The 25,502-nt window shown below is 64.0% G+C and carries 22 protein-coding genes and 1 pseudogene; 8 read left to right on the forward strand and 15 right to left on the reverse strand.

The features are described 5' to 3' along the window. Positions 1–30 precede the first annotated feature (30 nt). Positions 31–882, reverse strand: coding sequence for a caspase family protein (locus YUA_RS0126800; RefSeq protein ID WP_027533487.1), 852 nt, complete (start codon positions 880–882; stop codon positions 31–33). Between the two features lie 411 nt (positions 883–1,293). Here YUA_RS0126800 and YUA_RS0126805 point away from each other — a divergent pair, with 411 nt between their 5' ends. The 3 genes from YUA_RS0126805 (at position 1,294) to YUA_RS0126815 (ending at position 5,351) form a co-directional block, all read left to right on the forward strand. Beyond that, complete coding sequence (locus YUA_RS0126805) at positions 1,294–3,021, forward strand: hypothetical protein (RefSeq protein WP_027533488.1); 1,728 nt, start codon at positions 1,294–1,296, stop codon at positions 3,019–3,021. A gap of 295 nt (positions 3,022–3,316) precedes the next feature. After that, positions 3,317–4,057, forward strand: coding sequence for a thermonuclease family protein (locus tag YUA_RS0126810; protein WP_027533489.1), 741 nt, complete (start codon positions 3,317–3,319; stop codon positions 4,055–4,057). A 106-nt stretch (positions 4,058–4,163) separates the two neighbouring features. Further along, on the forward strand, positions 4,164–5,351 hold the full coding sequence (locus tag YUA_RS0126815) for an alanine--glyoxylate aminotransferase family protein (RefSeq protein WP_027533490.1): 1,188 nt from the start codon (positions 4,164–4,166) through the stop codon (positions 5,349–5,351). Positions 5,352–5,436: 85 nt separating this feature from the next. Here the strand turns inward: YUA_RS0126815 and YUA_RS0126820 are convergent, their stop codons facing one another. Together YUA_RS0126820 and YUA_RS0126825 are read right to left on the reverse strand one after the other, a co-directional pair. Then, positions 5,437–6,540 carry a hypothetical protein gene (locus tag YUA_RS0126820; protein WP_027533491.1) on the reverse strand — a complete coding sequence of 368 codons (1,104 nt, stop codon included), beginning with the start codon at positions 6,538–6,540 and terminating at the stop codon, positions 5,437–5,439. Next, on the reverse strand, positions 6,540–7,976 hold the full coding sequence (locus YUA_RS0126825; RefSeq protein WP_027533492.1) for an MBOAT family protein: 1,437 nt from the start codon (positions 7,974–7,976) through the stop codon (positions 6,540–6,542). Before YUA_RS0126825 ends, YUA_RS0126820 begins: the two co-directional genes overlap by 1 nt. A 254-nt stretch (positions 7,977–8,230) precedes the next feature. Between YUA_RS0126825 and YUA_RS0126830 the strand changes: the two genes are divergently transcribed. Next, complete coding sequence (locus YUA_RS0126830) at positions 8,231–10,330, forward strand: S9 family peptidase (RefSeq protein ID WP_027533493.1); 2,100 nt, start codon at positions 8,231–8,233, stop codon at positions 10,328–10,330. 54 nt (positions 10,331–10,384) lie between these two features. On the opposite strand, the gene YUA_RS0126835 is transcribed toward YUA_RS0126830, so the two are convergent. The 6 genes from YUA_RS0126835 to YUA_RS0126860 form a co-directional block, all read right to left on the reverse strand. After that, positions 10,385–11,476, reverse strand: a complete 1,092-nt coding sequence (locus tag YUA_RS0126835) for an SMP-30/gluconolactonase/LRE family protein (protein WP_027533494.1) — start codon at positions 11,474–11,476, stop codon at positions 10,385–10,387. 75 nt (positions 11,477–11,551) lie between these two features. After that, positions 11,552–12,271, reverse strand: a complete 720-nt coding sequence (locus YUA_RS0126840; protein ID WP_027533495.1) for a ribonuclease activity regulator RraA — start codon at positions 12,269–12,271, stop codon at positions 11,552–11,554. A gap of 122 nt (positions 12,272–12,393) precedes the next feature. Continuing rightward, entirely contained in the window at positions 12,394–14,130 is a 1,737-nt protein-coding gene (gene araD / locus YUA_RS0126845; RefSeq protein WP_027533496.1) for an L-arabinonate dehydratase, read from the reverse strand. Beyond that, a complete protein-coding gene (locus tag YUA_RS0126850) occupies positions 14,127–14,990 on the reverse strand; it encodes an ABC transporter permease (protein WP_027533497.1) in 864 nt (287 codons plus the stop codon). Before YUA_RS0126850 ends, araD begins: the two co-directional genes overlap by 4 nt. An 11-nt stretch (positions 14,991–15,001) precedes the next feature. Next, on the reverse strand, positions 15,002–15,763 hold the full coding sequence (locus tag YUA_RS0126855; RefSeq protein ID WP_027533498.1) for an ABC transporter ATP-binding protein: 762 nt from the start codon (positions 15,761–15,763) through the stop codon (positions 15,002–15,004). Beyond that, a complete protein-coding gene (locus YUA_RS0126860; protein WP_027533499.1) occupies positions 15,763–16,782 on the reverse strand; it encodes an ABC transporter substrate-binding protein in 1,020 nt (339 codons plus the stop codon). Before YUA_RS0126860 ends, YUA_RS0126855 begins: the two co-directional genes overlap by 1 nt. Before the next feature lie 94 nt (positions 16,783–16,876). On the opposite strand from YUA_RS0126860, the gene YUA_RS0126865 reads away from it, so the two are divergent. The 3 genes and pseudogenes from YUA_RS0126865 to YUA_RS0126875 all read left to right on the forward strand — a co-directional run bounded on the left by YUA_RS0126865 (position 16,877) and on the right by YUA_RS0126875 (position 21,503). Continuing rightward, on the forward strand, positions 16,877–17,593 hold the full coding sequence (locus YUA_RS0126865) for a GntR family transcriptional regulator (protein WP_027533500.1): 717 nt from the start codon (positions 16,877–16,879) through the stop codon (positions 17,591–17,593). Positions 17,594–17,786: 193 nt separating this feature from the next. After that, positions 17,787–17,900 (forward strand): annotated as a pseudogene (locus tag YUA_RS48710) (response regulator); the annotation flags it as partial. Between the two features lie 96 nt (positions 17,901–17,996). Beyond that, the gene (locus tag YUA_RS0126875; RefSeq protein ID WP_027533502.1) at positions 17,997–21,503 is read left to right on the forward strand and encodes a PAS domain S-box protein; all 3,507 of its coding nucleotides are present in this window, start codon (positions 17,997–17,999) and stop codon (positions 21,501–21,503) included. A gap of 59 nt (positions 21,504–21,562) precedes the next feature. Here the strand turns inward: YUA_RS0126875 and YUA_RS0126880 are convergent, their stop codons facing one another. Further along, complete coding sequence (locus YUA_RS0126880) at positions 21,563–22,198, reverse strand: response regulator transcription factor (protein WP_027533503.1); 636 nt, start codon at positions 22,196–22,198, stop codon at positions 21,563–21,565. A gap of 191 nt (positions 22,199–22,389) precedes the next feature. Here YUA_RS0126880 and YUA_RS0126885 point away from each other — a divergent pair, with 191 nt between their 5' ends. Then, complete coding sequence (locus tag YUA_RS0126885) at positions 22,390–22,686, forward strand: hypothetical protein (RefSeq protein WP_027533504.1); 297 nt, start codon at positions 22,390–22,392, stop codon at positions 22,684–22,686. Between the two features lie 54 nt (positions 22,687–22,740). Here the strand turns inward: YUA_RS0126885 and YUA_RS0126890 are convergent, their stop codons facing one another. From YUA_RS0126890 to YUA_RS0126910, 5 genes are all read right to left on the reverse strand, one after another. Next, positions 22,741–23,244: a response regulator gene (locus tag YUA_RS0126890; protein WP_027533505.1), complete on the reverse strand. Its 504-nt coding sequence runs from the start codon at positions 23,242–23,244 to the stop codon at positions 22,741–22,743. A gap of 141 nt (positions 23,245–23,385) precedes the next feature. Then, positions 23,386–23,703 (reverse strand): hypothetical protein, encoded by a 318-nt coding sequence (locus tag YUA_RS0126895; protein ID WP_027533506.1) that lies wholly within the window; start codon positions 23,701–23,703, stop codon positions 23,386–23,388. 2 nt (positions 23,704–23,705) lie between these two features. Next, a complete protein-coding gene (locus YUA_RS0126900; protein ID WP_027533507.1) occupies positions 23,706–24,587 on the reverse strand; it encodes a protein-glutamate O-methyltransferase CheR in 882 nt (293 codons plus the stop codon). Between the two features lie 34 nt (positions 24,588–24,621). Beyond that, entirely contained in the window at positions 24,622–25,011 is a 390-nt protein-coding gene (locus YUA_RS0126905; RefSeq protein ID WP_027533508.1) for a PleD family two-component system response regulator, read from the reverse strand. A gap of 36 nt (positions 25,012–25,047) precedes the next feature. Then, positions 25,048–25,502, reverse strand: a 455-nt coding sequence (locus YUA_RS0126910; protein WP_063627818.1) for a chemotaxis protein CheW, incomplete at its 5' end; no start/stop codon positions are given.

Raw genomic sequence — 25,502 nt, forward strand, 5'->3', positions numbered from 1 at the left:
CCCTCCCCCTCCAGGGGAGGGTAAGAAAAACTAGCCGCCGGCCTGATCGAAGTGCACGTCCTCGAGCAGCGAGGAGGAGACGGTCGGGACCTGGTCGCCTTCGGAGGCGCGGGAGATGGCGACGCGGGTCTTGTTGAAGACGCTTTCGGCGCTGCTACCCTGCGCATTGAGATTGTTGAGGAGCTCGGTGACCAGCGTGCTGTGCTCGCCCTTGCTGTCGTCGACGACCTTGCCGGGCGATGCGGAGGAGAGGATCAGCGCGTTGTCGGGCGTGCCGATCGGCGCGAGACCATGCGAATAAGAACGGAAGCGGCGCTCATAGGGATTGCGGCGGGACGCATCGACGACGACGAGCTTGGCCTTGGCGCCCTGCTCCTTCATCATGTTGAGCAGCCCCTCGATGGAGACGCCCTGGCGGCGGACGTCGCTTTCCTTCCAGATCACGGCATCGACCGGCAGCATGTAGCTCTCGCGGCCGGCCTGCACGCCATAACCGCCGAAGAACAGCATGACGACGGTGTCGCCCTTGATGCGGGACTTGAGGCGGTTGACGGCGCGGACCATGTCGTCCTTGCTCGCGTCTTCCACCATGTCGACGTCAAAACCGTTCTTGCGCAGCGACGAGGACAGTGCGCGCGCGTCGTTGATCGACTGCGTCAGCGGTGCGCTGGCGTCGGGATAATGACCATTGCCGATGACGAGCGCGAGACGCGAGGTCTGGCCCACCGAGCCCGTGACCTGGTCGGTCGAGACGGCCTTGGCGGCGTCGAGCGCGCGCATGTTGAGGGCAGCATGGGCGCCGATCGCCAGCGACACCGTGCCGATGAGGGCTGCGGCGAGCGCAATCGAGCGCCTGGAAATGTCGAGCTGCCGTACATTCATCTCGCTGCATTCCTGTCATTGCCAAAGACCAGCCAAGCGCGCGCACACAGATTGAGTAGCGCGATAGCGTCTTTGGGTTTGAGGATTGGCCGGGGATGTGCCCCGGAATTGCGCGCAATTTGCGGCGCCGCAACAAACAAACCCTTAACCCGATATCACCGTCCCGGCAATAGATCGTCCCAGATTTGAACTAAGTAGCTGAATATATTGGTTAATTACCCAACCCAAATGTGCGCTCTTTTCGCTCCCCCGTAGGCGTCCGGGGGTCGATCGTGCAGCCCTCGTGCCGGTTTTTTCCGTGACGTCCATCACATTTGTATTTCCCGCGAATCCGGGTAGCCTTTTCAAAGACTTGCGGGGGGCGGGTCCCCAACCTGGCCCCCTGCGAAAGTCCCCGCGACCAGGTTTTTCATGAGCTTTCATTATTTTGCAGGTGCCGCGTGCCGGGCGCTGACGGCGCGGAAAGACGGCCCCTCCCTTTATGACGTCTGCGATCCCGTTTTGTCGGGCCAAGCCAGCGGCGATCCGCATCTGGCCAAATTCTACAAGACCGCGCTCGGCAATCCCGCGCTGCGGGTGCTGCTGCGCCGCGCCGGCCTGAGCGAGCTGCGTGACGAGGCGAAGCTGATCCGGCTGCGCGAGGCGCTCTGCCGCGCGCGCGACGATGCCGAGCCCGACTGGGCGGCGATCGGCCGGCCCATTGCCGAACTCGTCGACACCATCACGCTCGACCATCCCAGGCCGCCGCCGGCCAAGTTCGTCGGCGCCATGCCGGCGCAGGCACAGATCGACGGCGTGATCCGCGATTGCGCGCAGCATCTGCTCGGCTCGTACCGCAAGAACGGTTTTCTGCCGACCTATGCCGCGTTCAACCTGATCGGCGATCCCGATTTTCGTGGGCGCGAGCTGATCATGGCGCTCACCGGGCTGAATGCGCGCGGCTACAAGAATTCCTCGCTGCTGTTCAACCTCGCCCGCGTCTTCATCGCGCGCTCGAGGGCCGCAGCCGTGGTCAATCCGCCCTGGCGCGGGATTGCCGAGCCGATGTGGGAGCCGGTGCAGATCCGCCACCGCTCGGCCTATTACGACGCGTTCTTCATCGAGGCATTGCTCAGCTATGTCGAGACCGGGCTGGCCTCACCGACAGACAAGACAGCGGCCGAGCGCGCCATCGCCGACATGGTCGATTTCTGCGTCAATATCAGCCGCGAGGAGGTCGAGGGCACCGGCGGCCAGCGCTTCAACGTCATCACCGCGCTCGCACCCCCGCCGCATCCGCGCTTCTCCCGCTATTTTGCGCAGATCAAGCAAGACCTCGGCTTCGGCGTCTATGTGCCGGATTGCGACACCACGGCGTGCTCGATTTCCGCGGCGACGCAGGCCGGCTGCATCGATGCGATCATCGACCAGCCGCTGCTGGATTTCTATTCGGGCTACCAGGTGCATGCCGGCGTCAACGAGCCGCGCGTGACGGTGCCGATCAACGACAACATCGACTACGAAGGCGGCATTGCGACCTGGATCGACAACCTCAAAAGCGAACGGCCCTACGGCAACGATCTCGATCCGACGCTCAATCTCGACATTCTCGAGGTGAGTTTTCGCAATCTGACGCGCTGGAAGGTTCTGGAAACACCGGCGCGGCTTGCGACCGTGCATCGGATCATCGGCTTCCAGAAGCGGCTGGCGGCGAGCGGCGCATTTTCCAATCCGCGCTCGCACATCTATTATTTGCCTGAGCTCTACAGCGCCTATTTCGGCCGCTGCTATGCGGCCTTCCTGGCGCTGCCGCTTGCTGCGCAGGCCGCGATCGATCCCAACGGCGATTTCGATTTCATTCGCCATCGCGTGCTCTCCTACGTCAAGGGCGAGCTGATGGCGGCCGAGATGAACGTGTTCGACGCGGCGCTGGCGCTGATTGCGCTCGGTCATCTCGGCGCCGACCCGCGCGCCTTCGCGCCGGCACTGAACGTGATCGTCGATGCCATCGGCGAAGGCGGCCGCCGCGGCCCGTTCCGCGCCTATGAGTGGAACAAGATGAAGACCCCGACGCGGATCCTGGTCGGCGGACCCGAGGTGACATCGGCGTTCGTGTTGATGGGGCTGGCGGTCGCGAAGCGGGCGATGGCGCGGGGGTAGGACGTCTTTCACCCTCCCCTGGAGGGGGAGGGTCGGCACGCGATCGAGCGAGGCGAGATTGCGTGACGGGGTGGGGTGATCTCTCCACTCGGGCACTGTTCGTCGCGGAGAGACTGTCACCCCACCCCGCTCGCGCTTCGCGCGATCGACCCTCCCCCTCCAGGGGAGGGTAAGCAAGATCCGTCATTCAATGACGGGAAGTTGAAGCCTCTCCGTTAGGCATATGCTGGCCGAGTGGCCCAAAGCCGACCACAATTGCGGGCTCTATCGAGATTTTCTTCACACGCGGACCGGCATGTTGCGAAAATTCCTGATTGCGCTGTCTCTGCTCGGCTTACCCTTGCTCGGCTTGCCGTCGCTGGCGCAAGCGGCCGACGTCACCGGCACCGCGAAGGTCCGCGATGGCGATTCCGTCCTGATCGGCAACACGCGGATCCGGCTCGGCGGCATCGACGCGCCCTCAGCCGACCAGCTCTGCCTCAACAACAAGTTGGAGCGCTGGACCTGCGGTGCTGCCGCGCGCGATGAGCTCGCCAAATACACCGAAGGCAAGAGCTGGGTCTGCCATGCCCGCGCGATCGACCGGCGCGGCCGCACCGTGGCGCGCTGCGAGGTCGGCGGCGAGGACATCCAGAAATGGCTGGTGCGCAACGGCTGGGCGCTGGCCTACACCCGCATGTCCCACGATTTCGATTCCGACGAGGCTGCCGCGCGTGAGGCCAAGGCCGGGATGTGGCAGGGCGCCTTCATCGCGCCCTGGGACTGGCGCGTGCGCAACAAGAAGACGACGATCCTGGGCGCGACCAAGCCGCCCGAAGGCGCCCATTCGGTGCTGCTCGCCTCCGCCTCGGGGCCGGTTGCGCCCTCGCCGGACTGCACCATCAAGGGCAACGTCAACACCGCCGGCGAGTGCATCTACCACACCCCGACCAGCCGCTGGTACGCACAGATCAAGATGAAGATCAGCAAGGGCACCCGCTGGTTCTGCTCGGTCGAGGAGGCGGAGGCCGCCGGCTGCCGGGAGACCAAACGATAGGGGCCGTCAGGGCTGCATTTTACGTGCTTTTCTCAGGCCGCCCCGCCGCGTAGAAGAGTAAATCAGCGACCCACCAGACAGTCTTCACGACACAAGGAAGATAGCAATGACCGTTCGCGCGGGCCGGGAATTTCTGGCCATCCCCGGGCCCACCAACATGCCTGACGCGGTGCTGCAGGCGATGCATCGTCCGGCGATCGACATCTACTCCAACGAGATGCTCGACCTGACTGAAAGCCTGCTCCGCGACATCTCGAATCTGTTCGCGACCAAGGGCAAGTCCTACATCTACATCGCCAACGGTCACGGCGCCTGGGAGGCCGCGCTGAGCAACGTGCTGTCGCGCGGCGACAAGGTGCTGGTGCTGGAGAGCGGACGGTTTGCGATCGGCTGGGGCAATGCGGCAGCTTTGATGGGCGCCGAGGTCGAGGTGCTCAAAGGCGACTGGCGCCGTGCGGTGCGGCCGCACGAGGTCGAGGAGCGGCTGCGCCGCGACACCGAGCACAAGATCAAGGCCGTCGTCGTCGTCCAGATCGATACGGCCTCGGGCGTGCAGAACGATATCGAGGCGATCGGCAAGGCGATCAAGGCGGCCGGCCATCCCGCGCTGTACATGGTCGACACCGTGGCCTCGCTCGGCTGCATGCCGTTCGAGATGGACAAATGGGGTGTCGACGTCGCGATGTCCGGCTCGCAGAAGGGCCTGATGACCCCGCCCGGTCTTGGCTTCGTGTCGGCCAGCGCACGCGCGCAGGACGCGCACAGACGCGCCAACATGGCGACGCCCTATTGGAGCTGGAGCGAACGCGAGGGCACCGAGAACTATCGCAAATATGCCGGCACGGCGCCGGTGCATCTGCTGTTCGCTCTGCGCCAGGCGATCGACCTTATTCACGAAGAGGGCCTGGAGAACGCGTTCCGCCGCCACAGCCTGCTCGGCGAAGCCACGCGGCGCGCGGTCGGCGCATGGACTGAGGGCCAGGTGCTCGGCTTCAATGTCGCCGAGCCCCATGAGCGCTCCAACACCGTGACCACAGTAACCATGACCGCCGGCCACGATCCCGCGGTGCTGCAGCGCTATTGCAAGGAGAAGTGCGGCGTGGTGCTCGGCACCGGCATCGGCGACCTCTCGGGCCAGGCCTTCCGCATCGCCCATATGGGCCATGTCAACGCGCCGATGCTGCTCGGCACGCTCGGCGTCATTGAGATCGGGCTGAACGCGCTGAAGATCCCGCACGGCAAGGGCGGGCTCGAGGCGGCGGTCGCGTATCTCGGCGAGCAGGTGGCCGCGTAAACGGACTCCGCTGTCGTCCCGTCCTAGTGCGCAATTGCGCACGGGGGCCGGGACCCATACCGCGGGACGACAGCGGAGCTTTTGGCTACGGCTGCGGCACACGATACGCCGCGACCTGCGCCTTCAGCTCATCCAGCGACGCAAGCGGCTTGCTCGGGTCGACCCGGTATTCCCCACTCGCCAGCCACTGCAACACCTTCGCATCCACCACCCGCGAGTGGTGGATGACGTCGCCGTAATTGCCGAGATCGTGCGTCACTGCCTTGATCGCGCGGAAATCATGAAGGCGCACATTGGGTAGCTGCGTCAGGCGGGTCGCGACGAGCGCTGTGAGATCCGTGACGATCTTCAGCGTCTCGGGCGAGGCATCGCGCATCGCGACGAATTGCAGCATCGAATAGGGCGGGAAGTAGATGTCGAACGTCACGTCCGGATGGCGCGTGATCAAGCCGACCGCATCTTGCTCGAAATGCCGCACCATGGCGTCGTAACCATAGCCTTCGCCGAGGAAGCGGCTGCGCGAGGGCGCGGTGATGTAGGCGAATGAGTCCAGCGCCTTCTTCGCGTTATAATCACGCGCGGCGTCGAAATCCCGCGGCAGCGCGTAGATGTCGTCGACATCAGCCAGTGCGAACTTGACGGGCAGATAAGGCGCCGTCCGGGTCAGCGGCTCCCGCAACGGCGGGGTGGACCGCAGCAGCGCGAATAGCGACTCCTTCGCCATTGCCGCACTGAACAGATAAGACGCAATCCCCTTGGCCGTCCTGCGATAGAGATCGACGGACAGATAAGGATCAGCCTCGATGCCGGTCGCATCGACAAAGATAAAATCGTCCATCTCCCAGATCACGCGCCGGGCGCCACGCTCGATCGCCTGTTCCAGCACGAATGCTTGCTGACGCGAATTGGATCCGGTCATCGCCAGCTTGAGCGAATGCACGCCAAGCACGCCATCGATGTCGCTCTGACGAAAGTGAATCGCAAGCGAGGTGCCCATGAAGGCGGTGTCGAACGACTGGCTGCGGATCAGCCCGGCATTCTGCACGCGCGTGTCGTCGGAATAGAAGGCCAGACGCGAGGGGCGAAACAATTGCAGGGGATCGACGAGATAGGTGAGCACTGCTGCGCCCAGCACGCACGCGATGCTCGCGAGCAGAAGACGCTTCAGATGTGTGAACGCGCCCCGCATCAGAACCGGAAATAGATGAATTCGCTGTGGCTCTGGATGCCCAGAATGCCAAACGCAAGCACCAGCGACGCGCCATAAAGAAACAGTGGCCGCATGCGCCCCGCCCGCAAGGCCTCGCCGACCCGGCGATCGCCGTGATCATAGCCCATGATCGCTTGCGTGTTCGGCGCCAGCCACACGAGTACGGCATAGATCGCGACCAGCACCAGCGCCGCGATCTCCTCGCGGCCGAAGGCGATGTTTGAGGGATCAGCCATGGCGTAGAGAACCCGCAGCGCCCGCGCAACACTTTCGGCGCGGAAGAACACCCAGGCGATGACGACGGCGAGGAAAGTCAGCACGGCTCCGGCAATGCGGACCGGGCGCGCAAGAGCCGGCGGGACACTCGGTACAAGCGCGTTGAAGGCGTGGTTGATGCAGAGATAGGCGCCGTGCAGCGCGCCCCACACCACAAACGTCCAGGCCGCGCCGTGCCAGAGCCCACCGAGCAGCATCGTGATCATCAGATTGACGTAGCGCAGGACGCGGCCACGGCGATTGCCGCCGAGCGGGATGTAGAGATAGTCGCGCAGGAACTGCGACAGCGTCATGTGCCAGCAACGCCAGAACGCGACGATGCTGGTGGCCTTGTAAGGCGAGTTGAAATTGACGGGCAGGAAGATGCCAAACATCAGCGATATCCCGATCGCCATGTCGGAATAGCCGGAGAAGTCGAAATAGAGCTGAAACGTATAAGCGAGCGCGCCGAGCCAGGCCTGGTCAAAACTTGGCGAGCGCGCCTCGAAGGCGAGCGCGACCAGCGGCTGGATGCCGTCGGCAAGGCACGTCTTCTTGAACAGGCCGATGGCGAAGATGATCACACCGCACAGGATCAGATGTGTGTCGGGACGCTTGGTTTCCTTCCGCGCGAATTGCGGGATCATGTCCTTGTGGTGGAGGATCGGCCCCGCAATCAGATGCGGAAAGTAAGTCACGAACAGCGCATAATGCGGCAGCGCATAGGCCGCGACCTGACCACGATACGCATCCACGAGGGATGCGATCTGGGTGAACGTGTAGAAGGAGATGCCGACCGGCAGCAGGATGTGGACAGCGACATGCGTGCCGGCCAGCGCATTGATATTCTCGGTGACGAAGCCGGCATATTTGAAGATGCCGAGCACGAGGAGATCGCCGGCAACGCCAAAAGCGAGCGCCGCCTTTCGCCGCGACGGACCAAGCTTCGCTACAATGAGGAGATGGCCGACGCCATAATTGAAGGCGATCGACAGCAACAGCAAGGCCACGAACGGCCAGTTGCCGATGGCGTAGAAGGTGATCGAGGCCAGCGCCAGCCAGATCACCGGGGTCAGGTTGCTGCGCCGCCCCAGCCAAAAATAGCCGGCCAGCACGGCAGGAAGGAACAGCAGGATGAACGGATAGGAATTGAACAGCATCAGGCTGGACCGGCGGCGGGACTATCGCCCCTAAAGCATACAAAGGCCCCGTCAACAACCCGGCGACTTGAAGCAGCGACGCGCTGGCAATTCGCGAAGTCGGGACGATATAAGATGGAATACGCGCTGCTTCTTCTCCCTCTCCCCGTTCTTACGGGGCCGGGACGAGCTACGCTCGTCCTGAGAGGGTTGGGGTCGCAAGCGGGGCGAGGTGAAGAAAGAGCACCGCGCGAACGAGACATGATGAGGATCGAGTGACCCAGGACAAAACACCTCCCCAACCGCCCGTCGCCCCGCGCCGGCCGCATTCCTTTACCCATCACGACATCACCGTGACCGACGACTATGCCTGGCTGAAGGACGCGAAATGGCAGGAGGTGCTGCGCGAGCCAGCGGTGCTCGATCCCGACATCCGCAAATATCTGGATGAGGAAAACGGCTACACCGAGAGCCTGCTGGGCCACACAGCAAGCCTGCAGAAGACGCTGGTGCGCGAAATGCGCGGGCGCATCAAGGAGGACGATTCCAGTGTGCCGTCGCCGGACGGACCGTTCGCCTATTTCCGCAAATTCCGCGCGGGCGGCCAGCACGAGCTGTTCGGCCGCATGCCGCGAGAGGGCGGCGAGGTCCAGATCGTGCTCGACGGCGATGCGCTCGCGAAAGACCACAAATATTTCAAGTTCGGCGGCAGCCGCCATTCGGACGATCACAAGCTGCAGGCCTGGAGCGCCGACACCAAGGGTTCGGAATATTTCACGATCCGCGTCCGCGACTGGGCTACGGCCACGGACCTCGACGACGTCGTCGAGGAGACCGATGGCGGCGTCGTCTGGAGCAAGGATGCGAAGTCCTTCTTCTATGTGAAGCTCGACGACAATCACCGGCCGATGCAGGTGTGGCGGCACATGCTCGGCACCAAACAGGCCGACGACGAGCTGGTCTATGAAGAGCAGGATTCCGGCTGGTTCACCCATCTGCATGAGAGTACCAGCGGCCGCTTCTGCGTGATCGCCGGCGGCGACCACGAGACCAGCGAGCAGCGGCTGATCGATCTCGCCCATCCCGAAGCCCCGCCGCGCCTGGTCGCAGCGCGTGAAGAGGGCGTGCAATATTCGCTCGCCGATCGCGGCGACGAGCTGTTCATCCTCACCAACGCCGGTGATGCCATTGACTTCAAGATCGTCACCGCGCCGCTGAGTCACCCCGAACGCGAGAACTGGCGCGACCTGATCCCCTATCGTCCCGGCATCTACATCATCGACCTCGATCTCTATTCCGGCCATCTGGTGCGGCTTGAGCGGGCCAATGCGCTGCCGGCGATCGTGATCCGCGACATCACGACCAAGGAGGAGCACGCCATCGCCTTCGACGAAGCCGCCTATTCGCTCGACACGATGGGCTCCTACGAATTCGACACGACGAATTTGCGCTTCGCCTATTCGTCGATGACGACGCCGTCGGAAGTCTACGACTACGACATGGCGAAGCGGACGCGCATCCTTCGCAAGCGCCAGGAGATTCCGTCCGGTCACAACGCCGCCGATTATGTCACCACCCGGATCATGGCGAAGACACAAGATGGCGCGGAGGTGCCGGTTTCGATCCTCTATCGCCGCGGCCTAAAACTCGACGGCGCGGCGCCGCTGCTGCTCTACGGTTACGGCTCCTACGGCATGGCGATGCCGGCTTCGTTCAACGCCAACCGCCTGTCGCTGGTCGATCGTGGCTTCGTCTACGCTATCGCCCATATTCGCGGCGGCGCCGACAAAGGCTGGGGCTGGTATCTCGACGGCAAGCGCGAGAAGAAGACGAATTCATTCGACGATTTTGCCGCCAGCGCCCGCGCGCTGATCGATGCGGAATACACGAGCCGCAAGCGTATCGTCGGCCATGGCGGCTCGGCCGGCGGCATGCTGATGGGCGCGGTCGCCAACCGTGCCGGCGAATTGTTCGCCGGCATCGTCGCCGAAGTGCCGTTCGTCGACGTGCTCAACACCATGCTCGACGACACGCTGCCGCTGACGCCGCCGGAATGGCCGGAATGGGGCAACCCGATCGAGAGCGATCAGGATTTTCGCACAATCCTGTCCTACTCGCCCTACGACAATGTCGCGGCGAAGGACTACCCGGCAATCCTGGCGATGGGCGGATTGACCGATCCGCGCGTCACCTATTGGGAGCCCGCCAAATGGATCGCCCGCCTGCGCGCGACGATGACGGGCGGCGGTCCGGTGCTGTTGCGCACCAACATGGGCGCCGGCCACGGCGGCGCCTCGGGACGCTTTGACCGGCTCGACGAAGTCGCGATCGTGTATGCGTTTGCGCTGTGGGCGACGGGGATGGCGCAGGCGTGATCTTCTCCCTCTCCCCGCTTGCGGCCGCTTGCGGGGAGAGGGATAGGCAAAGACTCACACCGCCCCGTGCGCCTCCACATAGAGCGCGTAGATGGAATGGCAGCTCGCCATATAGAGGCGGTTATTCTTCGGCCCACCGAAGCAGAGATTTTCGCAGCGTTCGGGCAGCTTGATGAAGGCGAGCGGCTTGCCTTCAGGGTTGAACACCATGACGCCGTCGAGATCTTCCGACTTGCCCTTGAGCTGGTAGACCTTGCGGCCGCCGACATCGCTCGGCTCGGACTGCAATGCGCCGTTCGAGCCCCAGCCGCACCAGAGATTGCCGTCGCGGTCCACGCGAAAGCCGTCGAGCGAGCCCTGGTCGGCGGCATCGATCAACTTGGTCTTGCCGTTCAGGCTACCGTCGTCGCCGACATTGTAGCTCCAGATGCTGCGGTTGGGCGTGCCCTTCCACTCGACGACATAGAGCTTCTTCTCGTCCGGCGAGAAGGCGATGCCATTCGGATTGACGAGGTCGGTGAGCACGGCGGTGAGCTTGCCGTCCTTGGCGATGCGGTAGACGTTGGTGGTGGCCTGCTCCGGCTTCTCCTTCTTGCCCTCCCACTCGCCGCCGATGCCGAAGGTGGGATCGGTGAACCAGATGCTGTCGTCGGACTTCACCACGATGTCGTTCGGCGCGTTCAGCCGCTTGCCCTCGAACTTGTCGGCGAGCACGGTGATCGTGCCGTCCTTCTCGGTGCGGGTGATACGGCGCGTGACGGAGTGCTCGCAGGTGACGAGGCGGCCCTGACGGTCGCGCGCATTGCCGTTGGCGTAATTGGCGTTGGCGCGGAACACGCTGGTCTGCCCGGTCTTCTCGTCGAACCTCATGATCCGGTTGTTGGGGATGTCGGAGAACAGCAGATAGCTCCCTTCCGGGAAATAGACCGGACCTTCGGCCCAACGCAGGCCGGTTGCGACCTGCTCGAGGGTCGAGGAATAGAGCCGGTATTTCGCAAAGCTCGGATCGAGGATCTGGACGGCCGGGTCCGGATAGCGCTGAGCCGGCGTGAACGGAAACGACTGGGCGCCGGCAACGCGGGTGAGAAGCGTCGAAGCCGCCGCCGCGCCAGCGCCGGACAAGAGATTGCGTCGCGTGAAAGTCATAAGAGTCCTCCCTGCTTGATAAAAGGCCGGCACTTGATGTGGCCGGCCTGCTTGAAGTGGTCGTGATGCGTAACCTTACCGGCCGTTCTTCTTCCGCCATTCCGCGAAGTCGGTGAGCGTCTGCGGATCGGTCGCGGGATAGAGACCGAAGATACTACGGCCTTTGCCTACTTCCTCGGTGACGAAATCCTCGAAGGCGGTCATCTCGAAGGTCTCGTTCGCGATCTCATCCGCGAGATGCGCGGGGATCACGATGACGCCGTCGGCATCCCCCAGAATGACGTCGCCCGGAAACACCGGGGCGTCGCCGCAACCGATGGGAACGTTGATCTCGATCGCCTGATGCAGAGTCAAATTGGTCGGCGCGCTCGGGCGATGGTGATAGGCGGGAATGCCGAGCTTTGCGATCTCGGCAGAGTCGCGAAAGCCGCCGTCGGTGACGACACCGGCGACACCGCGCTTCATCAAGCGCGTCACCAGGATCGCGCCCGCGGAGGCCGCGCGCGCGTCCTTGCGGCTGTCCATCACCAGCACGCTGCCTGCCGGACAATCCTCGACCGCCTTGCGCTGCGGATGGCTGTGATCCCTAAAGACGTCGATCGTATTGAGATCCTCGCGCGCCGGCATGTAGCGCAGCGTGAAGGCCTCGCCGACCATGGTCGGCTGATCGGCGCCGAGAGGGTGCACATCCTGGATCATCTGGATGCGCAGGCCGCGCTTGAACAATGCGGTGGCGACGGTGGCAGTGGACACGGATTTGAGCTTGTTGCGGGTGGCTTCGCTGAGTTTTGACATGGGTGTACTCACTTTCTTGTCATTCCGGGGCGCGCGTAGCGCGAACCCGGAAACCATCGGGCCGCAAACGCTGTGGTGAAATGGGTTCCGGGTTCGCGCTTCGCGCGCCCCGGAACGACGGATCAGTAAATCGACGGCTCGCCGATCGGCGCGCCAAAATCGGTCTCGAGGAAGTCGAAGTCGCAGCCGTCATTGGCCTGCTTGATATGCTTGGTGAACATCCAGCCGTAGCCGCGCTCAAAGCGGCGCTCGGGCTGCTTCCAGGCGGCGCGGCGCTTTGCGAGCTCCGCTTCGGGGACATCGAGATTGATGGTGCGCGCGGCGACGTCGAGCGCGATGCGATCGCCATTCTGCACCAGCGCCAGCGGGCCGCCGATGTAGGATTCGGGCGAGACGTGCAGGATGCAGGCGCCGTAGCTGGTGCCGCTCATGCGCGCGTCCGAGATGCGCACCATGTCGCGCACGCCCTGCTTCACGAGCTTGGTCGGGATCGGCAGCATGCCCCATTCCGGCATGCCCGGACCGCCCTGCGGGCCCGCATTACGCAGGATGAGAATGTGATCCTCGCTGACGTCCAGATCGGGATCGTCGACCGCCTTCTTCATCGACGGATAGTCGTCGAACACCAGCGCGGGTCCAGTGTGCTTGAGGAAGCGCGGCGCGCAGGCCGACGGCTTGATGACGCAGCCGTCGGGCGCGAGATTGCCCTTGAGCACGGCGAGCGCGCCCTCCTTGTAGATGGGATTGTCGACGCCGCGGATGACATCGGCATTGTGAACCTCGGCGCCGTCGATGTTCTCGCCGAGGGTCTTGCCGCTCACCGTGATGCAGTCGAGGTGCAGATGATCCTTGATCTGGCCCATCAGCGCCGGCAGGCCGCCGGCATAGAAGAAGTCTTCCATGAGATAGGCATCGCCGCTCGGACGGACATTGGCGATCACGGGCACCTTGCGGCTCGCGATCTCGAAATCGTCGAGGCCGATGTCCTGGCCGGCGCGGCGGGCCTGCGCGATCACATGGATGATCGCGTTGGTCGAGCAGCCCATCGCCATCGCCACTGCAATGGCGTTCTCGAATGCCTTGCGCGTCTGGATCGTCTTCGGCGTGAGATCCTCCCACACCATCTCGACGATGCGGCGGCCGCATTCACTGGCCATGCGGATATGGTTGGCGTCGGCTGCGGGAATCGAGGAGGCGCCCGGCAGCGTCATACCGATCGCTTCCGCGATCGCGGTCATGGTCGAGGCCGTACCCATGGTCATGCAGGTGCCGTAGCTGCGCGCGATGCCGGCTTCGATGTCGAGCCAGTCCTTGTCGGAGATTTTTCCGGCGCGGCGCTCGTCCCAATATTTCCAGCCGTCGGAGCCGGAGCCGAGCGTCTTGCCCTTCCAATTGCCGCGCAGCATCGGGCCCGCCGGCAGATAGATCGCCGGGATGTTCATCGAGGTCGCGCCGAGCAGCAGCGCCGGCGTGGTCTTGTCGCACCCGCCCATCAGCACCGCGCCGTCAACGGGGTGGCTGCGTAACAGCTCCTCGGCTTCCATCGCCAGGAGATTGCGATAGAGCATCGTGGTCGGCTTCAGCAGCGATTCCGACAGCGACAGTGCCGGCAGTTCAACCGGCAGGCCACCGGCCATCAGGATGCCCCGCTTGACGTCGTCGACGCGCGACTTGAAGTGCATGTGGCAGGGCTGCGCCTCCGACCAGGTGTTGATGATCGCGATGCAGGGCCGATCCTCCCACTCTTCCGGAGCGTAGCCCATCTGCATGGCGCGGGAGCGGTGGCCGAACGAGCGGAGATCGTCGGGCGCGAACCAGCGCGCGCTGCGGAGCTGGTCGGGTGTTTTCTTCTTGGTCATGATTGGGTGCCCCATTTCTGGACGGTGTTCCGCTCGATGGCGCGGAAAATCAGGTTCTCGACAAAGAGCCCGATGATAATCACCGTCAAGAGGCCCGCGAACACTGCGGGTATGTCGAGCAGGTTACGGTTCTCGAAGATGAACCAGCCGAGCCCGCCCTGCCCTGAGGACACGCCGAACACCAGCTCGGCCGCGATCAGCGTGCGCCATGCAAAGGCCCAGCCGATCTTCAGGCCGGTGAGGATCGAGCCGAAGGCGGCCGGGATCAGTATTTTTGCGACGTAGGGCAATCCGCGCAGGCCATAATTGCGGCCGACCATGCGCAGCGTGTTGGACACGCTCTTGAAGCCGGAATGGGTGTTGAGCGCGACCGGCCACAGCACCGAATGGATCAGCACGAAGACGAGGCTGCCATTGCCGAGGCCAAACCAGATCAGCGCCAACGGCAGCAACGCGATCGCCGGCAGCGGGTTGAACATCGCCGTCACCGTTTCCAGGAAGTCTGTGCCGATGCGGGTGGAGATGGCGAGCACGGTGAAGATCGCGGCGAGAGCAATGCCGGCCGAATAGCCCATGAACAGCACTTTCAGCGAGGTCCAGGCCCGCATCGGAATCGTGCCGTCCTTGACGCGATCGTACATCGTGAGGAGCGTGTCGTGCAGCGTCGGAAACAGCAACGGATTGTCGAGGTAGAGGCCGTAGGCTTCCCAGATCGCCGCCAAAAACAGGATGATGACGGTCTTGCGAACAAAGCCGTCGTTCCACAGCAGCTCGACCACCGTCAGCTTGCGTTCGACCTCACCGGCGCCGCTGGCAGCAGCGACCGGCGCGTCACGCAACAGGATTCTCGCTTCGCCCATGAGCGGCTCCCCTAATGCGCCGTGGCTTCGCCGGCGAAAAGGAGATCGTGGATCTCCTTTTCCAGCCGGCCGGCGCTGCCGTCGTCATTGCCGACCTTGTCGACGTCGACCACCTCGGCCTTGACGCGGCCGGGATGCGGCGACAGCAGCAGGATGCGGTTGCCGATACGGATCGCTTCCGCAATCGAATGGGTGACGAACAGCACGGTGAATTTGGTCTCGCTCCAGAGCTGGAGCAGCTCGTCCTGGCAGGTCCGGCGCGTCAGCGCGTCGAGCGCGGCGAACGGCTCGTCCATCAGCAGGATGTCGGGCTCCATCGCCATGCCGCGCGCGATCGCGACGCGTTGCTTCATGCCGCCGGAGAGCGTGTGGGGATAGGCGTCGACGACGCGGGTGAGGCCGACTTTCTCGATATAGGCTCTTGCCCGTGTCTCGGCATCCTTGCGCGACAGCTTTCGTGCCGTCAGCAGCGGAAACATCACGTTGGCGAGCACGCTCTTCCAGGGCAGCAGCTGGTCGAACTCCTGGAAGATCATCATGCGGTCGGCGCCGGGACCGCGGATCTCGCGATCGCCGATGGTCATGCGGCCTTCGCTCGGTGACATGTAGCCGCCAACGGCCTTGAGCAAGGTCGACTTGCCGCAGCCGGACGGTCCGAGCAGCACGAAGCGGTCGGACTTGTCGACCGTAAAACTCACCCTCTCGGTGGCGGTGACGACGGCGCTGGAGGTCTTGTACCGCAGCGTCACCCCACTGACGTCGAGCAGCGCCATCAGTTGCCCTTCAGGTCGTGCGCGACGGGGAGATAGTAATCGGTCCAGGCCTTGGGTTGGGTCTTCAGCGTGCCGGTCCTGTAGAGATGCGCGGCAAATTTCATCGTGCCCTGCGGCTCGAGATTCCATTCCATCATGCCGGGCTGCTTCAGGAGATCGAGCAGCTCCTCGACCGAGGTCTTGTCGCCGGTGATCTCCTTGTAGATCTCGACCGCCTGCTTTGTGTCGCTGCGGATCAGGTCCTGCGCTTCCTTGGTCGCGTCGCGCACGGCCTGGATGATTTTTGGATTGGCGTCGGCGAATTTGGTGGTGGTGAAGAACTGCGCCTGGCTCAGCGGGCCGCCCATCACGTCAGGTGAGTTCAGCACGACATGCGCGCCCGGCACGTTCTTCAGCTCGAGGAACGTGAAAGGCGGGATCGAGAAATGGGTGTGCACTTCGTGCTTGGGATTGGACAGCGCCGCATAGGCGTCGGGATGACCAAGCTGCACGGTGTTGCCATCGAGCTTCGACCATTGGTCAGCGCCGAAAGCCTCAGCAGCCGCGATCTGCAGCACGATCGCCTGCGTCGAGACTTTCACCGTCGGCACCGCGATCTTGTCGGTCGGGCCAAAATCCCTGATCGACTTGATGTTGGCGTCGCGACTGATCAGCGTCATCGGCTGCGCCGAGGTCGCGACGATGCCCTTCACGCCGCCGCGAGTGCGATCCCACAGCAACAGAAGATTGCCGGTGCCGGTGTTGAGAATGTCGACGCCGCCTGCGAGCAGTGCGTCGGTCTGTGCGCCGCCGCCCGAAAAGGTCACCCATTTGGTGGTGACGCCCGATACACCGAGCGCAGCCGCGTGCTTCTCGATCAGTTTCTGCTTCTCCATGATGTGGCTCGGCATGTAGAAAATGCCGGGCTGCCGCGACAGGGAGATCTCGGACTTCTGCTGCGCCTGTGCGAGCGAAGTCGACAGGACTGCCGCGGCGATCAGGGCGATGGCTGCACAGCCACGCTGGAATGGCTTGATCATTGTTGTTCGTTTCCTCCAGCCGGCATTGACGCGCGGCCTAGCTAATGCACTAATGCATTAGTGCATCAAAGGCAAGTCCGCCGGAGCCGCCGCCATGGAACCAGCCCATCCTGCGCCGCGCGCGGCCGCCCGCTCCGGCGCGCGGCTTGACCGCGCGCGACAGGCCGCGCCGCAGGTGTTCGAGCGGCTGCGCAACGCGATCATCGCCCTGGAATTGCCGCCCGGCGCGCCGCTGTCGCGGGCCGAGCTGGCTGGGCAATTCGGCGTCAGCTCGACGCCGGTGCGCGACGCGCTGATGCGGCTCGAGGAAGAGGGCCTGGTCGATGTGTTTCCGCAGCATGCGACCGTGGTCAGCCAGATCGACGTCGACCGCGCGCAACAGGCGCATTTCCTGCGCCAGGCGCTGGAGTTGGAGATCGTACGGCTCCTTGCCGACAATCCCGATCCTGCCCTGATCATTCGGCTGGACCACGCCATTGCGCTGCAACAGCAATTCGCGAAGGCCGGCGGGTTCGAGGCCTTCATGGCTGCCGACAATGATTTCCATGCCCAGCTCTATGCGGCCGCCGGAAAGCAGGACCTCTGGATGCTGGTGCGCAGCCGCAGCGGGCATATCGACCGGCTGCGCCGGCTGCATCTGCCCTCACCGGGCAAGGCCCAAAACATCGTGCGCCACCACAAGCTGATCACGCGCGCGATCGAGGCCGGCGATGCCGACGCGGCACAACAGCATCTGCGCAAGCATCTGTCAGGCACACTGAGCGAGCTGGACACGATCCGGAGCCACCATCCGGAATACCTCACCGACTAGGCAAGACCCGGTGACAAACGCCGTCATGTGCACATGAGTGTGCATACAGGGAACCACGCCTGAACGGCGACGGCTAGATCATGCTTCGGCCGGAAGTGCTTGCAGGGCGGGCACAATCCGCGCAACAATTTCGCATTTGATGCTTGGATTTGGGGTCGCCGGGAACGTCCGCGCCCGGCCGGGAGGTTTTGACGTGGCCAACATCCTGATCGTGGATGACGACCCGGCCGTTCAGTTGACAATCCGCCTGCTGTTGGAGCGGGCCGGTCATCACGTGACGGCCGCTGGCGACGGCCGTAAGGGGCTCCGCCGCAACTCGATGCCGGCACCGGCAGCCGATGACGGGACCATCGATGTCGCATAGAACATTCGGGTCCATTCTCGACGCGACGCGAAGGGCGACATGACGCTCGCAACCCGGCTGGCCATCGCGATGATTCTGCTGGTCGCGATTGCGGTCTCCGCGGTCGGGTGGCTGAGCTATCGCAACATCACGCAAGCCGTCATTCCGCGGGTCCTGGAGCGGGTCGAAGCCCAGGCACGCCTGCTGGCCAACAATCTTGAATCCTACGTTGCCGGAGTGCGCGGCGATTTGATCGGCTACCGCTCCGCCGCGGCCATCAATGGTCTGATCCGGGCTCACATCGGTGGCGGAATTGACACTCTTGACGGCGTGTCCGAGCAAACCTGGCGCGATCGCATCGCGACGCGGCTCGCGGCCGAAATCGAGGCCAAACCCAACTACGGACAGTTTCGCATCATCGGCCTTGACGACGATCGGCGCGAGTTGGTCCGCGTCGATCGCTCCGGCCCGAATGGAGCAGCACGGATCGCCCCCAACAGCGAACTGGAGCGCGAGAGCGAACGAACCTACTTCCAGGAAACGATCCGACTGGCGCCGGGCGAGATTTATGTTTCGCCAATCGACCTGGCGACCGGCCAGGGCGGGGCCAAGGACTTACGCATTCCGACGCTGCGGGTCGCGACGCCACTGTTCACGCCGGACGGCAAGCCGTTCGGTATCATCATCGCCAATATCGACATGCGTCCGGCACTCGACCGCGTCCGCTCGACTGCGAGCTCGGGAGGAGAGATTTACGTCGTGACCCCGCGGGGCGATTATCTCGTCAATCCCGATCGCGCGCGAGAATTCGGCTCATGGCGTGGCCACCCCACCAACTGGCGCAATGATTTTCCATTTTTTTCAGCGCTGGCTGGCACCCCGGACGTATCCACGCAGCTGATGACCGATGGGGCGGGCCGCCCGAGCGGCGCGGCGATGGCGCCGGCGCTGCTTGCGGGCAAGGAATGGGTCGCAATCATCGTGACCATTCCCCCGGCCGTCTTCGGCCGCGTGCCCGCCGCCATTCAAAAAACGTCCTTGCTGGTCGGCGTGCTTGCCGTGCTCGCCGCGGCTTCACTCGCGGTGCTGCTGGCGCGCTCACTGACTCGCCCGATCGGGCGCCTGACCGCGGCGGTGGAGGCCATCGGCAGTGGACGGTCGGCGGACATTCCCATCGATGCAAGCGGCGAGACCGGCGTACTGGCGCGGGCTTTTGCCCGGATGGTCGAAGAGACGCGGGCGAAAACAGCCGCTCTCGAACGCGAGGTCCAGGAGCATCGTCGCACCGAGGCCGCACGAAGCCATCATGCGGCGCGCGAGCTCTTGTTCAGCGCCGCCGTCGAATCGTCCGACGATGCGATCGTGATGCAGTCCCTCGACGCCATCATCACGGGCTGGAATCCGGCCGCCGAACGCCTCTATGGCTATTCGGCGAATGAAGCGATCGGGAAATCCACCTCGATCATTGTCCCGCCCGACCGCCGCGAGCAGGGCAAGGACTATTTGAAGAGGATCGCCCGGAGCGAGCCGATCGAACGCTTCGAGACGGTGCGGTTGCGCAAGGACGGCACGCCGGTCGAAATCTCGCTCAGCCTGTCGCCGATCAGGGGGCCCTCGGGCGAGATCATCGGCGCCTCCGGATCCGCGCGCAGTTTGACCGAAGCGCGACGCGCCGAGCGGGCGCTCCAGCAGCAATTGGAAGAGCGGCGGCAGCTCTTTGACACCTCGCAGGATCTGATCATGATCATGAACTTGCACGGCGAGATCGTGCAGATCAGCCCGAGCACCGAGACCATTCTTGGCTACAGACCGGACGAGATGATCGGCTGCACCGGCGTCGATTTCATTCACCCCGCCCATCTCGATCGATCCCGCGAGGAGATGCGCGAGCTTCGGCGCGGCGAGCATCCCAAGCTCGCCGACACCCGCTGCTTCCACAAGGACGGCCGCGAAGTCTGGCTCTCGTGGGTCGGCAACTGGTCGGATCAGGCCAGGCGTTTCTTCTTCGTCGGGCGCGACATGACCGAGGCGAGGCACGCCGCGGAATCCTTGCGGGACAGCGAGCAGCTCGCGCGCAACATCGTCGAGACCGCGCTCGACGCCTTCGTCCAGACCGACGATCGCAGCACCATCCTGAACTGGAGCTCGCGGGCCGAGGAGCTGTTCGGCTGGCGGCGCGACGAGGCGCTGGGCAAGAACGCGGTCGACCTGATCGTTGCGAAAAGCGAGCGCGACAGGGTCAAGGCCGGCCTTGCCCGCTTCCTCGAATCCGCGGACGGCCAGACCCTCAACCGCCGCCGCGAGCTCATGGTCCGCCGCCGCGACGGCAAGGAGTTCAAGGCCGAGCTGAGCGTCACGGCGCTGAGGCGCCGCGAGGGCGTCCTGTTCAACGTGTTCTACCGCGACCTCACCGACAAGATCGCCTCCGAGGAGCGCATCCGCCACGCCGAGAAGATGGAGGCGGTGGGCCAGCTCACCGGCGGCGTGGCGCACGATTTCAACAACATCCTCACCGTCATCACCGGGACGATCGAGATCCTCGCCGAGGCCGTCGCCAAGGATCCGGGGCTTGCCGCGATCACGAAGATGATCGACGAGGCTGCGGGCCGCGGCGCCGAGCTGACCCAGCACCTGCTCGCCTTCGCACGCAAGCAGCCGCTCCAACCGCGCGAAATCGACATCAACTCGCTGGTCATCGACACGGCAAAGCTGCTGCGACCGACGCTGGGCGAGCAGATCCAGATCGAATCCGTGTTCGAGGACGAGAGCTGCGTCGCGATTGTCGATCCGAACCAGCTCACCACGGCCATCCTCAACCTCGCGCTCAACGCGCGCGACGCGACGCCCGGCGGCGGCAAGCTGATCGTGGAGACCGGCGCCGCCTATCTCGACGAGGTCTATGCCAGCGCCAACGATGTCCCGCCCGGACACTATGTGCTGATCGCCGTGAGCGACACCGGCACCGGCATTCCTGCCGGCATGCTGCCGCGCGTGTTCGATCCTTTCTTCACCTCGAAGGGTCCGGGCAAAGGAACCGGGCTCGGGCTCTCGATGGTCTACGGCTTCATCAAGCAGTCCGCGGGCCACATCAAGATCTACAGCGAGGAAGGCCACGGCACGACGATCAAGATGTACCTGCCGCCGGGCAAGACGCCGACGGCCGTCGCCGATGGCGTGATGCCGGCCTCGATCGAGGGTGGGCACGAGACCATCCTCGTGGTCGAGGACGACCGGCTGGTGCGCGACTACGTGCTGGCCCAGCTGCATTCACTCGGCTACGTCACCCTGCAGGCCGCCAATGCCGCGGAGGCGCTCACCATCGTCGCGAGCGGCAAGCCGTTCGACCTGCTGTTCACCGACGTGATCATGCCCGGCAAGATGAACGGGCGGCAGCTCGCCGACGAGGTGTTGAAGACGCGCCCCGACCTCAGGGTGGTCTACACATCAGGCTATACCGAGAACGCGATCATCCACCACGGCCGGCTGGATTCAGGCGTGCTGCTGCTGGCGAAGCCCTATCGCAAATCCGATCTGGCGCGGATCATCCGCAAGGCGCTGCAGGCATAGCCTATAATCTTGTTCCGGACGCGCCGCGCCCGGGGCACGAGAGTGGATCGCCAGCCGCCTTACGACGCGCGCTGGGCCGCGGTCATCACGATACGGATCAGATCGGCGGCATTGCGGGCGCCGAGCTTCTTCATGATGTTGGCGCGGTGATCCTCGATGGTGCGCGGGCTGATGCCGAGGGTGCGGCCGGCTTCCTTGTTGGAAGCGCCTGCAGCGAACTGCTCGAGCACCTCGCGCTCCCGGCGGGTCAGCGGCTCGCGTCCGGGGAAATGCAGCGAGCCGAATTTCGGCGATGCGTTCTCTGACTGCCTGCGTGCGTAAGCGCCGATCGCCTCGTCCAGCCGGCCGACGATCTCGCTGCCGCGGAACGGCTTCTCGATGAAGTCGAGCGCGCCGCTCTTGATGGCGCCCACCGCCATCGCGATGTCACCCTGGCCGGAAATCATGAAGATCGGGGCCGGATAGTCCTCGCCGTGCAGCTCCTTCAGGATGTCGAGGCCCGATTTTCCCGGAATGTGCACGTCGAGCAGGACCGCAGCCGGCGTGCGGCTTCGCGCGACGGAGAGCAGCGCTGCGCCGTCCGCAAAACAGATCACCTCATAACCCGCCGCCTTCAACACCATCGACAAGGTGTCGCGAACAGCAGGGTCGTCATCGACCACGAAGATCTCACCACGGGAGGTTTGTTCGACCATGTGCCATGTCCATTCGCCAGGTCGATCGATCGCCAAGTCGATCGCCAAGTCCATTCGGCATTCAAGGACTCGCGTCCGCGCCTAACGTTATGGCTTTCGGCGCAGATTCAGCCCACCCGCATTTGTACGGGACATGAACTTAACGCACAAGTAGCGCTGAGGTGCCTTATTGCGGGGGACGGAGAATATCCATGCTAAATTACGCTGGCACACCCCCGCTCGCCGCGATGGCTGAAACGGACAGCCGTCAGTTGATCGCGGCCGAACTTCGCTCCCTGATCGCGCGCATCGAGATCAGCTTGCGTCTGATCGACGCTGCGATGGAGCCGGACGACGATAGCGCTATCTTGAGCGCCGTCTTGGGTTCCACCGAGATTGTCGTGCTCGACGACGTCACGCCCCGTTATGCCACGGCGAGCGCCGCCCTCAATGCCTGCCGGGCGGAGCTCGGCCACGCCCTTCAAGAGCTGTCGGAATCTGGCACGTAAGCCGCAATCAGCGCGGCTGATTTGCCGCAGCCGATTGCATGGCAGCTCCGCGCCTCAGGCACGGTGCCGCTCCACGATCGCGTCGGTCGCGACGCCGCCCCAGGTATGGATCGTCGGCAGCCCCATCGCCGTCTTGCCGAGATTGGCGAGGCTGATGCGCAGCGCCGCGAGATCCAGCGGCTTCGGCAGGCTCTGAAGCTCGATCCCGACGGAGCGGGCGAAGCTGCGGGCGGCGCTGCGGCGCTTGCCGTCCATGCCGCTGATCACGATCACGGAGCCCGTGAATTTCGCCGCCGCCATCTCGCGCAGCACGTCGATGCCGTCGCCGTCCTCCAGCACGAGATCGAGCGTCACGCAGTCGAACCGCGCGGCGCGCAGCTTGTCGATGGCTTCCGCAACCGACGGCGCAACCGCGACTTCGTGGCCGGCCTGCTTGGCGGCGACCGTGATCAGGCTGCGCTGCGTGGCGTCGTCATCGACCACCAGGAGCTGAAGCGCGCGCCGCTCGGCGACGTCGGGCAGGTTTGACGGGATGGGAGAGAGAGAGCTTCTTGGCATGGAGGACCCTGAAATTGCGACCGGTCATTGATACACGGCGCGCGCTTCTGCCACGTAAAGCCGGGTCTGCGAATTCGTTCGGATGTTTTCAGAAAATGTGAAGCAACGCGTCAGCAAAAGGCAGCGGCGTGGGCGTGGCGATCAAACCACCGCGTCATGGCCGCTGGCCGCGCCGCGCTTCTTGCGGTTCTTGCCGCGCAGGAACTGGATGTCCATCTCGGCGCCGTTGACGCGCACCAGCTCGCAGCGGCGATAGGCAAGGCCGGTGGACGACAGCAGCAGGAAGAACTCCTTGAGGTTCAACCCCTGGATCGAGCCCTCCACCGTGAGGATGGCGTCGGTGTCGGAAATCGCATTGAGCGTGCAGTCGCGCCGCCACGTGCCGTCGATGGCCATGATGCAGACATCATAGCCCCGACTGAACGTGACGCGCTCTGCGCCCTTGCCATCCTCGGCCATGCTTATTGTCCTGCCATCGCTGCCATGCGCGGCGGCGCGGCACCTTGAGCGGCCAGCTTGGCTGCCGCGGCACGCGGATCGTTCGGCTTGTAGAGGCCGCGGCGATCCGCAATCGGCCTGAACGTATCGGTCAGTCCGACCACGGTTTCCGCCGCGCCGAGCACCAGGAAGCCGTCGAGCTCGATCTGGCGGGCAAGGCGGTTGAAGATGTTGATCTTGGTGTCCTGGTCGAAATAGATCAGCACGTTGCGGCAGAAGATGACGTCGAACGTACCGAGATGGGAGAAGTCCTGCAGCAGATTGAGCTGCCGGTGCTGGATCATCGCCCGCAGTTCGGGGTTGATCTGCCAGGTTTCACCGTTCGGCTTGAAGTATTTCACCAGATGCTGAATCGGCAGGCCGCGCTGCACCTCGAACTGGCTGTAGACGCCAGCCTTGGCCTTCTCGAGCACTTCCTGCGAGAGGTCGGTCGCGATGATCTCGACGCGCCAGCCGGTCAGGGCCGCGCCCATCTCCTTCAGGGTCATCGCAAGCGAATAGGGCTCCTGCCCGGTCGAGCCTGCGGCGCACCAGATCCGCACGCTGCGGCGGCCGGCGCGGGCCTTGAGGACTTCCGGCATGATGGTGTCGCGGAAATGGTCGAACGGGACCTTGTCGCGGAAGAAGAAGGTCTCGTTCGTGGTCATGGCTTCGACCACGCTGGTGATCAGCGCGCTCGAGCCGCCTTGCAGCTTCTGCACGAGTTCGGGGATACCGGAGAGGCCGGCCTTGCGCGCCAGCGGCAGCAGGCGGCTTTCGATCAGATATTGCTTGTCGGAGGACAGGTCGAGACCGGAGCGCTCTTTCAGCAACTTACGCAGATACTCGTAGTCGGGCGAGTTCACAGGATACCTCTTGACGCTACTGGCAGGTGTATTTTCAGGCAGCTGTCTGTTCTTCGCGCTCGATCAGCCCGACTTCCTGGAACTTCGCCATCACGATGTCCTTGTCGAACGGCTTCATGATGTACTCGTTGGCACCGCCCCCCATCGCCTTCGTGATGTGGTCGATGCCGGTCTCGGTGGTGCAGAACACCACCCTGGGCTCTTCGCCGCCAGGCATGCGGCGCAGCGTTCCCAGGAACTGGAAGCCGTCCATGACGGGCATGTTCCAGTCGAGCAGGATCGCTTCCGGCATGGCCTTCTTGCAATGGACTAGCGCTTCGACGCCGTCTTCCGCTTCAATAACCTGGAAGCCCAGCGATTCGACGATGCGACGGGCGACCTTGCGAACGATGCTGGAATCATCAACCACCAAACAGGTCTTCATCTTGGTTCTCCGGCTTTAAATATCTTTCGTGAAAGTTCAGGCAGCCATTTGCACTTCGGTCTTGAGCTCGAGGACGCGATCGACGTCGAGGACGACCATGAGCTGGCCGTCGAGACGGTGGACGCCGCCGGCAAGCTTGGCCATGCGAGGGTCGAGGTTGACGGGGTTGTCTTCCTTGCCGTCCTCGGACAGGCGCAGCACTTCGCCGATCTGGTCGATCAAGAGGCCATAGGATTCACCGCGCAGGTCGACGCCGACCGCCATCGCCGTCTTGCCGTCCTCGGGCTTGGGCAGGCCGAGACGGGCGCGCATNTCGACCACGGTGACNATGCGGCCGCGCAGGTTCAACACGCCCGCGATCTCGCGCGAGGACAAGGGAACGCGGGTGACGCGCTCGGGCATGAACACGTCCTGGACGCGGGAGATCGGCAGGCCGAACAGCTGGCCACCGATCATCGCGGTGACGTATTCGACCATGGCGCCTTCGCCAG

It is taken from the genome of Bradyrhizobium sp. WSM3983, assembly GCF_000473045.1.
GTDB lineage: Bacteria > Pseudomonadota > Alphaproteobacteria > Rhizobiales > Xanthobacteraceae > Bradyrhizobium.